The 12,245-nt window shown below is 57.1% G+C and carries 8 protein-coding genes and 4 pseudogenes; 7 read left to right on the top strand and 5 right to left on the bottom strand.

Translation table 11 applies throughout. The features are described from left to right. Positions 1-15 precede the first annotated feature (15 nt). Positions 16-1,230 (bottom strand): glycosyltransferase family 4 protein, encoded by a 1,215-nt coding sequence (locus ACUCV3_RS20395; protein ID WP_482241048.1) that lies wholly within the window; start codon positions 1,228-1,230, stop codon positions 16-18. A gap of 239 nt (positions 1,231-1,469) precedes the next feature. Here ACUCV3_RS20395 and ACUCV3_RS20390 point away from each other — a divergent pair. Further along, positions 1,470-2,586 (top strand): annotated as a pseudogene (locus ACUCV3_RS20390) (IS3 family transposase). 75 nt (positions 2,587-2,661) lie between these two features. On the opposite strand, the gene ACUCV3_RS20385 reads toward ACUCV3_RS20390, so the two are convergent. From ACUCV3_RS20385 to ACUCV3_RS20375, 3 genes are read right to left on the bottom strand one after another with little or no spacing between them, the layout of a single operon-like run. Continuing rightward, the gene (locus tag ACUCV3_RS20385; RefSeq protein ID WP_482241047.1) at positions 2,662-3,309 is read right to left on the bottom strand and encodes an ABC transporter ATP-binding protein; all 648 of its coding nucleotides are present in this window, start codon (positions 3,307-3,309) and stop codon (positions 2,662-2,664) included. Continuing rightward, positions 3,306-4,103, bottom strand: coding sequence for an ABC transporter permease (locus tag ACUCV3_RS20380; protein ID WP_482241046.1), 798 nt, complete (start codon positions 4,101-4,103; stop codon positions 3,306-3,308). The genes ACUCV3_RS20385 and ACUCV3_RS20380 overlap by 4 nt, the downstream gene beginning before the upstream one ends. Before the next feature lie 2 nt (positions 4,104-4,105). Next, positions 4,106-5,272, bottom strand: a complete 1,167-nt coding sequence (locus ACUCV3_RS20375; protein ID WP_482241045.1) for a KpsE/RkpR family capsule polysaccharide export protein — start codon at positions 5,270-5,272, stop codon at positions 4,106-4,108. Between the two features lie 175 nt (positions 5,273-5,447). On the opposite strand from ACUCV3_RS20375, the gene ACUCV3_RS20370 reads away from it, so the two are divergent. The 6 genes and pseudogenes from ACUCV3_RS20370 to ACUCV3_RS20345 all read left to right on the top strand — a co-directional run bounded on the left by ACUCV3_RS20370 (position 5,448) and on the right by ACUCV3_RS20345 (position 10,866). Further along, a complete protein-coding gene (locus ACUCV3_RS20370) occupies positions 5,448-6,590 on the top strand; it encodes a polysaccharide biosynthesis/export family protein (protein WP_482241044.1) in 1,143 nt (380 codons plus the stop codon). Positions 6,591-6,676: 86 nt separating this feature from the next. Further along, positions 6,677-6,934, top strand: coding sequence for a dTDP-4-dehydrorhamnose 3,5-epimerase family protein (locus ACUCV3_RS20365; protein ID WP_482241043.1), 258 nt, complete (start codon positions 6,677-6,679; stop codon positions 6,932-6,934). Positions 6,935-7,185: 251 nt separating this feature from the next. Beyond that, a pseudogene (gene rfbB, locus ACUCV3_RS20360) lies at positions 7,186-8,236 on the top strand (dTDP-glucose 4,6-dehydratase). Then, a pseudogene (rfbD, locus tag ACUCV3_RS20355) lies at positions 8,233-9,116 on the top strand (dTDP-4-dehydrorhamnose reductase). Before rfbB ends, rfbD begins: the two co-directional pseudogenes overlap by 4 nt. 13 nt (positions 9,117-9,129) lie before the next feature. Then, a pseudogene (gene rfbA, locus ACUCV3_RS20350) lies at positions 9,130-10,014 on the top strand (glucose-1-phosphate thymidylyltransferase RfbA). 36 nt (positions 10,015-10,050) lie between these two features. Then, positions 10,051-10,866 carry a class I mannose-6-phosphate isomerase gene (locus ACUCV3_RS20345; RefSeq protein ID WP_482241042.1) on the top strand — a complete coding sequence of 272 codons (816 nt, stop codon included), beginning with the start codon at positions 10,051-10,053 and terminating at the stop codon, positions 10,864-10,866. Between the two features lie 141 nt (positions 10,867-11,007). On the opposite strand, the gene ACUCV3_RS20340 is transcribed toward ACUCV3_RS20345, so the two are convergent. Continuing rightward, positions 11,008-12,071, bottom strand: a protein-coding gene (locus ACUCV3_RS20340; protein ID WP_482241041.1) for an IS630 family transposase whose coding sequence is annotated in 2 segments (ribosomal slippage) — positions 11,008-11,577 and positions 11,580-12,071 — 1,062 coding nt in all. Because the reading frame shifts where the segments join, the coding sequence is not laid out codon by codon here. Positions 12,072-12,245 lie beyond the last annotated feature (174 nt).

Raw genomic sequence — 12,245 nt, 5'->3', positions numbered from 1 at the left:
CCCTCTAAAAATTAGTCAGGTGGAAATTTTCAAATGATGCAATAGAACCGCACAGGATTTTTGCCAGGTCGGTACATCCTGTTGGCACGGCTTTTGTTTATTCTCAATGTTTCCCAGCCACTCGGTTATCGATTGGGCCAAGGCGACATCCGTATCGTCATGAAAATATGAGATCAGTGGAGAGGAAATTTCCCTGAAAACTGGAAGATCCCTGGCAAGAACAGGTCTGCCATGAGACATCGCCTCTACAATTGGAAGGCCAAATCCTTCTGCGAAGGTAGGGAATAAAACCCCTCTGCATTTGCGATATAGGATATCAAGAAATTCGTCGCTGGCATTGCTGAACCAGAATATTCTGTCATTTATACTTGGGTGACGGCGTATTCTTTCTTCGACATCTTCCGACTTCCATCCAGTCCGCCCCACGATCGCTAGGATAGGGGCATCTTCTGGCCGACTGAAAAACAATTGATCGAAAGCATCTAGCGCCCGGGCATGGCCCTTACGAGGCTCAATCGTTCCTACCATCAAAACAAATTGCCGATTTTGCAATCGTTCGAGCATGGCCTTTTCCGTCTCGGTTATCCCTTGCGTGGGTTTGGACTGCCGCAAATCGCCTCCAAGAGGGAAAGCTTTGATGTCGATGGAGTGTTTGGGCCGGACAAGCTTTTCCTGTTGCAGCCACTGCTCCAGATCCTGAGCTATCGACCGGGAAATGCAGAGCGCCTGATCGGCATGGCGGCCGATAAATCTGAGCCATTTCCCGAAATATATCGATTGTTTCTCATTGAACCATTCCGGGTGGCGCGCAGGCAGCAAATCATAAACGACAATGGCAATGCGAGCACCCTTTCGGCGCCATGCACGCACTTGGCGGTGATGGCGCGGGAGAATGCGACTGCTCAGATCCAGGCCCAGAAATATGTCGCCCGGCTTGATCGAAATGCGCGCCCCCTTTTCCAGGGATGCGCTTCCGTTCAACTCATTCTTGACCAGATGACGATAGGGGCGCCTTCGTGTGGCTGCCACGAAACGCGGCTCATATTCGCCGAGGTCGGACTGAAGCAATTGTTGGCTGATCGCTCTGACCACGCGTTGGATGCCTGTGCCCGCATCATGGCGCCACAGGATCGAGATGTCGATCAGCAACTGTGGCTTGCGGCCTGCATCGGCTGTGAATCGGCTGAATACAAGCTCCCAGAAACGGGGAAGGCGTCGTGAACCGGTCATGAGAATATTGGCCTGTAAAATAGCGCAACACTTACATTCATGAGTGAAGTTTACGCTCCGTGGTTCGCCCCCCCATAAGGGAGGATTGCCTGCAAATGCAAATCATAGATATCCTGCGGGGAGGGGGGCCTGTATGCCGATGATGTCTTATTGTCGGTTGACCCTGTCCCGGAAAATGCCTCCAGCAAGAATGAGAGGAATCTGGCAAAATCGAAGCTGACAAGAGCTGGAGGTTTTGCATGAAGAAGTCGAAATTCACGGACGAGCAGATCGCGTTTGCGCTGCGCCAGGCCGAGGTTGGAACACCGGTTGCTGAGGTGTGCCGCAAGATGGGCGTGTCGGAGGCGACCTACTACCGCTGGAAGCAGTTGTACGGCGGCTTTGGACCATCGGAGCTGCGCAAGATGCGCCAGCTCGAAGAAGAGAACCAGAAGCTGAAACGGCTCGTGGCGGACCTGTCGCTGGACAAGGCCATGCTTCAGGAAGTTCTGGCAAAAAAAGTGTAGTGCCTGGCCTGCTCCGCGAAATCGTCCGTGGGATGCACGATCGCTATCGGGTGGGTGAGCGGCGCAGCTGCGCCTTGCTCCGGTTCGATCACAAGACCCATCGCTACAGGTCGGTCCGCGGCGACCAGGCGCCACTGCGAACAGGATCAAAGAGATCGCTGCGGTGCGCGTGCGCTATGGCTATCGCCGCATTCATGTGCTGCTTCGGCGGCAGGGTTACTGGTAAATGTGAAGCGGGTGCATCGCCCATACCGTCTGGAAGGGCTTAATTTGCGGGCAAAACGGCCGCGAAGGCATGTCATGGCTGCGCGGCGTGTGGAGCGGTCTCTGCCTTCATGCCCCAATGATGTCTGGGCAATGGACTTCATGTCGGATACCCTGTTCCACCGGCAAGCGATTCCGTGCCCTGACGGTCGTGGATGCCTACACCCGAGAGTGCCTGGCGATCCACGTCGATCAGGGCATCAAGGGCGAGCAGGTGATCGACGTAATGGATCACCTGATCTTCGAGCGAGGCAGTGCCCCTTCGAAGATCAGGGTGGACAACGGCGCTTCCCAATGTGCTATGGCACCGAGTTCATCTTCCGGGGGTTCGATCACTGGGCCTACATCAATCGGGTAACGCTGGATTTCAGCAGGCCGGGCAAGCCGACCGACAATGCCTTTGTGGAGTCCTTCAACGGCCGGCTCAGGGACGAGTGCCTGAACACGCATTGGTTCTTGTCATTGGACGATGCCAAGACCAAGATCGAGGCGTGGCGGACGGACCGAGAGCCGATCTCACACATCCCTAGGGTTCATGACGCCTGCCGAATTTGCTTCATCGGCCGGGGTTAACCCCGGCCGATGAAGCGCTGGATCTCTCGTTCCGGCCGGGGGAAAATCCGGGACAGGGTCAATGATCAATGATCAATGCAGGTCGGTATCAGAGGTTGGAATAATCATGCACAGCCTGGTGGACATCGTTATATTCAACAGCTTGACCGCCATGCACCAATATCGCGCGATTGCAGACTTGCTGGATTAATTCCGTGCTGTGCGAAGCCAGGATCATGCTACGGCTTTGCCGCCGCTCCAGCAATTCATGATGGCATTTGCGATTAAAATTCTGATCACCCACCATGATGACCTCGTCGATCAGATAGCAATCGAACTCGATGGCTAGCGATAACGCAAATGCCAGCCTTGCCCGCATGCCTGATGAATAGGTCTTGACCGGCATGGACAGTTGGCGGCCCAGCTCGGTAAATTCCTCAACGAAACTGCGGATATCACGATAGTCACGCTGATAAATACGCGCAATGAAGCGTGCATTGTCATAACCGGTCAGGCTGCCTTGAAATCCGCCGGCAAAACCTAACGGCCACGACAGAGACATATTGCGAATAACTTTGCCCGACGTAGGCAATTCGACACCACCGATCAATTTGATAAGTGTGCTCTTGCCGGCGCCGTTTCGGCCTAACAACGCAATGCGATCGCCTGGCTCAACCGTGAAACTCACATTGTTGAGAACGCGTTTTTCCTTGGAGCCATGCCTGTAACTCTTGCATATGTTCTGACAAATTATCATTCGATCGTGAGTGTCCTGCGCACATGGCGACACAGGGCAAGACCGAATGTCGCAAATACCATGGAAGTAATGATAGGATTTAAAGGTTCGTAATAGGCAGTTATTTTATCGCCCCACAGGCCTTTTCTCATCATTTCCATGCCATTAACAAAAGGTGAAAGTAGCATATACTCTCTAAGCTGCGGCTGCATCCAGGACAGCATGTAAAATAGTCCGGAAAAGGGGATCATGATATACGTGACGACCGGCACGAATTTTTCAACAATCTCCGACATTTCAGACAGGGGGGCGATGACAAGGCATACCGAGAAGGAGAACATCGCATATAATAGAAATCCGGCTAGGAAGAGGCCGATATTATCAGGGATTGGGAAAAGATCAAAGGCTGCCAATATCGAACCGATGAAAATATAAGCCATAGCGCTTCCAAGAAATTCAATTATGAATCTTGAAAGTAGGAAGTCTATTATTTTTATCTGTCTGTGATAAAGTAGACTTCCATTGGCTGTGAATACCGCTTGGCTTCGCGCAATGCCATGACGAAATAGTGTAATTGGGATATAGCCCGATATGACAAATGCGACGACGCTGATGCCGTGCTCTTCCGATCCTTTGCTCAGTCGCCATAAAATCGCTACCAGACCAGCGAACAGCAGCGGCTCAACCATGATCCATAGGAAGCCGATATTTTCGCGGCCAAACCGGGTGATGAGTTCGCGGATCATTAGGGCGTGGATCACGCGAAGCTGAACCCGCCATGCCTCGCGCAATTTGCGTAAACCGGCTCTGCCCATTGTCAATCTTCCGGTGCGTGCTCAAGAATGCCGACGATGAACATCCAAGCGATGAAATACAGGCATGTGGCTACAGCAAACACGATGAGGATATTCAGGAATCTCTTAGGCAGGAGCGGCATGTCCGGGATATTGGGATCGACCACCCGTTCCAGATAGAATTGCTGGCGCTGAGCTTCGGCGCGGGCCTGAACCAGCGCCGCACTGGCGGCATTGAGGCTTTCTGTGGCAAATTCCTGTTCGACCAGCAGGTTCTCATAGCCACCCAGTTTCGATGCGATACCGCCGCCGCTGCCCACCACCCGGCTGTCCTGCGACGCGATCTGGATCGACATGGCGTTGATCCGGTTGCGCAGCGCCGGGATGGATGGATTGCCCGGGGTTAGCCGCTGCATCAAGTCGAGCTGCGTTTGCAAGGCTGCGCGTTCTGCGGTCAGTCCGTTGGCGATCTCCAGCACGCCACCTGCCTGTTTGGTAGGATCAATCAAAGCTTGCGCATTGCGATATTGTGACAAGGCTATGCGGGCGGCCTTGGCCCGCTGCGTGGCAAGATCGACCTGCTTTTGGGCTTCGATGATCGCCTTGTCATGGGCGCGCCCGTTTAGGCGATTGACCAGTCCCTCGCTTAGATCCAGCAACTGGCGATTGATGGCATAGGCGTCTTCCGGTGCGAAGGCGCGAACCTTGATGATCGCAGTCCCTGTTTCGGTGTCCATGCGGGCATCGACCATCTTGTCATAATATTTGAACAGGCTTTCAAAGCTGTTGTCGTTGAGCAACGGCGACGGAAAGCGGGAGAGGAAATCAGCGCGCGGGCTGGCGAACCTGTCCCTTATGCGCTCATCCTTTTCCAGAGCCTTGAGCGCATCGCGGGAACGAACATAGGTCAACACCTCATTCGTCTGCTCCTGCCCGCCCGACAAGCCCGTTGTTTGCACCAGATTGGCCAGGGTGGATACCTGCGACCGCTTCTGGTCCGGACTCTTGATGACAAAGCGCGATTCCGAAATATAGATATCGGACGCGATCAGGCCATAATAGAGTGCAGCCAGCAAGGTGGGCAGAGCAACGAACAACAGAAACCAACGCCGCTTGCGCAGCCATTGCGACAAGGCGTTGGGCCGGCTCGGTGTTTCAGCCTCGACCGGAAACGAGGGATTAACGTTCATAAATCTACGCAGTGCCTCAGGAGGGACTTAAGCTGCCTTGCGCTAGGGCAACATGGTTCGTCGCGCAAGGCCGCATCGAAGAGTCGCGTCAAAGCAAGAGTAGCTATTGCCCATTTCTCGATCGCGATGCTAAGGCTTGGCCCATCATGTGGGCAGCTTTCCGAGACCATAATCAATGTTATTCAAGAATATCGTAGTTATCGGCTTGTCTTCGGGGCTTGTAGGCTGCGCCACATTGCCGTCCAGCGGACCGACCGGTAAACAGATCGAAAAATCGGTGAGTGTCGCCGGTGAGCAGCCCGTCATCGAACTTACGGAGATACATACGGCAGCGGATGTGCCCGCACTGGCTGCCAACGGCCTGCCTGTTGCAATATTGCCTGCTATGGCGGCGACGCCGACCGACATGGTTGGGGCCGGCGACATTCTGGACATCAACATCTATGAAGCGGGGGTTACGCTGTTCGCCAGTAGTGCCGGATCCGGCGTCGGCCAGCTGAGCAGTACCCCGGGCGTTCAAGTGCAGAAGCTGCCGCCCACGCGCGTGGATGATCGCGGCAATATCAATATTCCATACGCAGGCACGATTCATGTGGCTGGCCTGACAACCGGCGAAATCGAAGTCGCCATCCGAGATGCGCTTAAGAGGCTGTCGCAAAATCCGCAGGTTTTGGTGACGCTGAGCGAGGTCGTCACCAATTCAGTCATCATTGGCGGTGAAGTTGCCAAGCCTGGTCGGCTTGTCCTTCGGACCAACCGGGAAAGCCTTTCGGACGTCATAGCACTTGCTGGGGGGTATCGCGGCAATGCGCGCGATCTCACATTGCGGGTTATGCGCGGTAGTTCCAGGGTCGATCTGCGTGTCAACGATTTCATCGATAATCCTGAAATGGATGTGCAAATTCAGCCCGGTGATCGACTGATGTTGATCAACAATCCTCGCACCTACTCCATATTGGGTGCATCTGGCCGGGTTGAGCAGACGCCTTTCAGCAGCTCTAAAGTATCCTTGGCTGAGGCCGTGGCTACTGCGGGCGGCTCCAATCCGAGTTTGGGTGATCCCGCCGCCATTTTCCTTTTTCGCTACGAACGGGACCAGTCTGGGCAGGAGGTGCCTCATGTCTATCACCTCAACATGATGAAAGGAGGTTCCTATCTCATTGCTCAGAAATTCATGATGCAGGACAAGGACGTGCTCTACTTTGGCAACGCGGCCGCTAATCAGCCAAGCAAGCTCATTCAGCTAATTAGTCAACTTTTCTCACCGATTTTGACGGTGACTAGCGCGGTATCGGTCGTGCAGAACACCCGGAACTGACGCATATGCTGGGGGGCGTATGGACATCCAGACCTATAATATCGTTGATCTGGTCCTTATCATCCCCAGCCACATAGGCGACGAACGTGGCTATTTTGCCGAAACTTTCCCGCGCCGATATATTCGCGCTGCATAGCGGCGAATATCATTTCGTGCAGGATAACGAATCCCGGAGCGCGCGGGTCGGCACGATACGTGGCCTGCACTTCCAGAGCGAAACCCATACTCAGAGCAAGCTGGTGCGCTGCACCGCAGAAGCACTGTTGAACGTCGGTATCCATACCGGGTCGGCTACCTATGGCCTGTGGGTCAGCGAAGGGCTGACCCACGGAAATGTGAATTAACTTTGGTGCCGCCAGGTTTCGCGCAGAGCTTCTACTCGCACGAATCCGAAAGCGTCATCTGCTGCAAAGTGACCTGCTGCTATTGCAGCCCGCAATGCGATAAGGGCCTTACAAGGGACGGTCCGATGATCGCTATCCGCTGGCCCGATGTCGACATCGGATATGCTTCAACTCAAAGATCGCGAACAGCCGCTATTGTTCGAGCTACCGGCTTGTTTCAGCTGCCCGGACGCCAGAGTGAGCCATATTGCATGCGCGTAATCGTATATCGGCGGCTGGCTTCAGCGGTGCTGCTCTCGTGCGCTATCTGGTGTTGGAAAAGGGCTATTAAGGCGAGGCTATCGACGCGCTGACTTATTCGGGCTGCGAAGCATCGCTAAGGCAAGTGAAACGCAAGAGCAGCCACCAGTTCCTGCGTGCCAATATCTGCGATCGCGCGGCGATGGACGCGGCGATTGCGGGCTTCAAACCCGACCGCATCATGCATCTCGCCGCCGAAAGCCATGTCGACCGTTCGATCACGGGCGCTGCCGATTTCGTCCAGACCCATGTGATCGGCAGCTTCACCTTGATCGAAGCCGCGCGCGCCTACTGGAACGGCCTTGAGGGCAACGCCAAGGTCGCCTTCCGCTTCCTCCACGTCTCGACCGACGAAGTCTATGGCTCGCTGGGCGATAAGGGCCGGTTCGAGGAGACCACGCCCTGACCCCTCCTCGCCCTATTCGGTGTCGAAGGCGGCGTCGGATCATCTCGCCAAGGCATGGCAGCGCACCTATGGCCTGCCGGTGGTGGTGTCCAACTGCTCGAACAATTACGGGCCGTACCACTTCCCCGAAAAGCTGATCCCGCTGACGATCCTCAGCGCGCTCGCGGGCCGCAAGCTGCCAGTCTATGGCAAGGGGGAGAATATCCGCGACTGGCGATCATGCCCGCGCGCTCGACATCATCATGGAGAAGGGCGAGCAGGGCGAAACCTATAATGTAGGCGGCCGCAACGAACGCAAGAATATCGAAGTGGTGCTGCGCATCTCCGCGGTGCTGGATGAACTGGTGCCGACCGACAGCCCGCGCGCTGACCTGATCGAATATGTCACCGATCGTCCGGGTCATGACGCCCGCTATGCGATCGACGCGGCAAAGTTGGAGGATGAACTGGACTGGAAGGCGGAGAATTTCGACAGCGGCATCGAAAAGACCGTACGCTGGTATCTGGACAATCAATGGTGGTGGCAGCCGCTGCGCGAACAATATGACGGCCAGCGCCTCGGCCTCGACAAGGCCGATGCCAAAGTGCCTGCATGAGGATCGCCGTCGCCGGGACAGCCGGGCAGGTCGTCACCAGCCTCATAGAACGTGCCACAGCCGCCGGGCATGACATAATCGCGATCGACCGCCCCGATCTGGACCTAGCCGACCCGGCGTCGGTCGTGCGCGCGCTGACGGCTGCTGCGCCCGACGCGATCGTCTCGGCCGCCGCCTATAAGGCGGTGGACAAGGCGGAAAGCGAGAGCGATCTCGCCTTTGCCGTCAACGGCGCAGGAGCGGGCGCCGTGGCGCAGGCGGCCAAGGCATTGGGCGTGCCGCTCATCCACATCTCGACCGACTATGTGTTCGACGGGATGCTGGACCGCCCCTATGTGGAAAGCTATTCGACCGGCCTACCGGCGTTTATGGCGCATCGAAACTGGCGCGCAAACCTGCGGTGCTGGACGGCCATGACGATAGCGCGGTCCTGGGCGTGGCATGGGTTCACAGCCCGTCCGGCGGCGATTTCGTCAAGACCATGCTCCGCGTGGCGGCCGATCGCGACGAATTGGGCGTAGTCGGCGATCAAGTCGGCAATCCGACCTTTGCGCTCGCCATAGCGGATGGCATCATTCAGGTGGCTACCAATATGGTAGCCGATAGTAGCCCTGAGCTACGCGGCACATTCCAAGTCACTGCGCAGGGCGAAGCCAGCTGGGCCGATTTCGCGCAGGCGATCTTCGCGGCCTTTGCGGCGCGCGGCGTCCCGACAACGGTGCGGCTCAGCGGCACGGCCGACCATCCCACCCCCGCGACCCGGCCCGCCAATTCGCGGCTCGACTGCGGTCGCATCGCCAGCGTCAATGGCTTGACGCTGCCGGACTGGCGCGCATCATTGGACGATATAATGGATCGCCTACAACCGGCGGCCAACTGATTATCTGGGGAAGTTGAAGCTCTGGAAGGGTATCATTCTTGCCGGGGCAGCGGTGCGCGCCTCTATCCGATGACGCTATCGACCTCGAAACAGCTCATGCCGGTCTATGACAAGCCAATGATCTATTATCCGCTCAGCACGCTGATGCTGGCTGGCATCCGCGAAGTGCTCATCATCTCTACTCCCCGCGACCTGCCTGCTTTCCAATCGCTGCTGGGCGATGGATCGGCCTGGGGCATGACCATCGACTATGCGCAGCAGCCCAGCCCCGACGGTCTGGCGCAGGCCTATATCATCGGCGCGGATTTCGTCGGCAACGAACAGTCGGCGCTGATCCTGGGCGACAATATCTGTCATGGCCACGGCCTGCCTGACATATTGTCCCATACCTCCACGCAGACCAGTGGGGCCAGCGTCTTCGCCTACCATGTCACCGATCCTGAACGCTATGGCGTGGTCAGCTTAGATGCAGCGATGAAGGCGGTCACAATCGAGGAAAAGCCCGAAAAGCCCCAATCAAACTGGGCGGTCATCGGCCTCTATTTCTATGACGACCAGATCGTGGACATCGCCGCAAGCCTCAGGCCCACGTCGCGGGGCGAACTGGAAATCGCGGATGTGAACCGCGCCTACCCGGAACGCGGCGAACTCAATGTCGAAATCATGGGGTGCGGCTATGCCTGGCTCGATACCGGCACGCCCGACAGCATGCTGGATGCGGCTGATTTCGTCCGCGTCCTTGAAAAGCGTCAGGGCTTCAAAAATGGCCTGCCCGGAAGAAACTGCCTATCGTCAGGGTTTCATGGGCGTGACCGAAATGGATCGGACGACCGCGAAACATGGCAAATCGGATTACAGCCGCTATCTGAGCGGGATATTGTTGACAGCGATGGCTTGAATAAAGAGAAACTCACCATCTTTGTCCTCGGAATTGATGTCCATGCAGAAACTTGCCACTCATTATGTCGAAAAGCCATGGGGCCGGACCGATCTTCCGTCGATCTTCGCCGCCGGTGAGGGGCGACAGATTGGCGAAGTCTGGTTCGAGAGTGCCGACGGGCGCGACCTGCCTTTGCTGGTCAAATATATCTTCACCAGCGACCGTCTGTCCATTCAGGTGCACCCCAATGACGCGCAAGCTGAGGCAAAGGGGCTGCCGCGCGGCAAGGAGGAAATCTGGTATATCCTCGACTGCGAACCGGGCGCGACGCTGGGCATCGGCCTCACCGCTCCGATGACCCCGGACCAGTTCCGCGCCGCCGCGCAGGACGGATCGCTGGAACAATGGATCGATTGGAAGCCGGTCAAGCCGGGTGACTGCTATTTCATCCCAGCAGGCACCGTCCATGCGATTGGTGCGGGCATCACGCTGGCTGAAATTCAGCAGAATGCTGACGTTACCTATCGCCTCTATGATTATGGCCGCCCGCGCGAACTGCATCTGGACGACGGCGTCGCGGTCAGCTGCCTCACTCCCTATGACCGTGCGCCGGACGAAGCGCCGCTTGGCAGCGAAACCCGGCTGATCGGTGACGATGAAGCCCCCTTCTCGCTCGACCTCGTGCATTGGAACAGCGACCAGAATGTCGCCGTCCCTGCAGGCAAGCAACTCTGGTTCACCCCCCTGAGCGGCGCGGGCACGGTTAATGGCCTATCCTGGGAAAAGGGCGACTGCTTGCTGCTGGAGGGCGACTGCGCCTTCACCGTGACGGCAGGACTGGTGTCGGCCCTGCTTGCCGTCCCGCGCTGATCGGGAGGCCTGACCCGCTGCCCTTACGTCGGGTGATGCAGGGGCCGGGATGGGTGGGAGTGGACGGATTAGATGCCCATTCAATCCGTGTTCCTGCTTTCGCAGGAGCATGTACTGGATTCTTATACCAAGATGCATTGATCACGACCCACGCGCCCATTTACGGCGTCCGATAGTCATGATGCGCCACGGCTGATCGACCAGCTTGTTCCAGGCTTCGCAGCAAAGGTCGATGATGTTGTCGTGGGATATGAAGATCCGGTTGGACAGCCAGTTATCCCGCATGAACTGCCAGATATTTTCGACCGGGTTGAGTTCGGGGCATTTCGGGGGCAGCGGAATGATGCTGATATTCTCTGGCACTTCCAGCTTTCCGGTCATGTGCCACCCGGCTTGATCCATCAACACAATACCGTGGGCACCTGGCTCGATAGCGAGCGATATCTCCGTCAGGTGCAGCGACATGGTCTGGGTGTTGCAGAACGGGAGGATCAGGCCCGCCCCCTTGCCGAGTTCGGGGCAGATGGCACCGAAGATGTAGTCCGATTTCGTCCTCTGGTCCTTGGGTGCCGACGGCCGGGTGCCACGCCTGGCCCAGCGCCGGGTGATCTTGTTTTTCTGGCCGATCCGGGCCTCGTCCTGGAACCAGACCTCTATCGGCGTGCCACCCGGGAGGGCGGCTTTGATCTTTGCCAGCTCGGCTGCAAAGCCCCCTTTTTAAAGTCCTCCATCGCATATTCGTTCTGGGCATGGTGACGCGGGCGTGCCGTCAGTTTGACATAGCCCAGCTTCTTCAGCTCCCGCCCCACAGTCGTTTCCGTCAGGGACACACCAAAATCGCCATGGAGCCACCGCACCAGATCAATCAGCCGCCAGCGAACAACTCCATGGATCGCCGGGATCGGGCCGCTTTCAACGATCTCCGCAAGAGCCCGACGCTGGGCATCGTTCAACAACAGGGACTTGCCCGGCGCCTTCCCGTCGAGGAGTCCGTCCGGCCCCCGGGCATTGAAGCGCACCACCCAGTCGCGCACGATCTGCAACGTCACGCCGCCAATCCGCGCGGCATCGCTGCGGCTCCCACCATCATAAATTTCCGCCAAGGCCAGCAGCCGCCGTCCCTGGTTCGCGCTCCTGGTCGCACGCGCCAGTCGCCTCAAGCCCACCGCGTCAAAGTCGTCCCGCAATCCGATCGCTGCACCCATAGCCATGCCCTCCAACGGGAAGCCATAGATTCAGAAATTCAGCGCCTTGGGAATCCCCCTCGTGAGTCAGCATCACTGGAGGTCGGTATTACGTCCGCTTCTGGCCGATAGTGTTGAAAAACTCAGCTTTGCAGTAATGGTAAAGTCCTGATCCACTGGAGCTGTCGTTGGGAG

Source organism: Sphingobium sp. VMM, assembly GCF_056790315.1.
This window is presented reverse-complemented; position numbering and strand designations above follow the sequence as displayed.

What these genes read in the sequence shown, in the direction of transcription:
- ACUCV3_RS20370 (WP_482241044.1), top strand. Translation starts at nt 5,448, where the DNA reads ATGTTATTCAAGAATATCGTAGTTATCGGCTTGTCTTCGGGGCTTGTA.
- ACUCV3_RS20380 (WP_482241046.1), bottom strand. Translation starts at nt 4,103, where the DNA reads ATGGGCAGAGCCGGTTTACGCAAATTGCGCGAGGCATGGCGGGTTCAG.
- ACUCV3_RS20345 (WP_482241042.1), top strand. Translation starts at nt 10,051, where the DNA reads ATGTCCATGCAGAAACTTGCCACTCATTATGTCGAAAAGCCATGGGGC.
- ACUCV3_RS20395 (WP_482241048.1), bottom strand. Translation starts at nt 1,230, where the DNA reads ATGACCGGTTCACGACGCCTTCCCCGTTTCTGGGAGCTTGTATTCAGC.
- ACUCV3_RS20375 (WP_482241045.1), bottom strand. Translation starts at nt 5,272, where the DNA reads ATGAACGTTAATCCCTCGTTTCCGGTCGAGGCTGAAACACCGAGCCGG.
- ACUCV3_RS20385 (WP_482241047.1), bottom strand. Translation starts at nt 3,309, where the DNA reads ATGATAATTTGTCAGAACATATGCAAGAGTTACAGGCATGGCTCCAAG.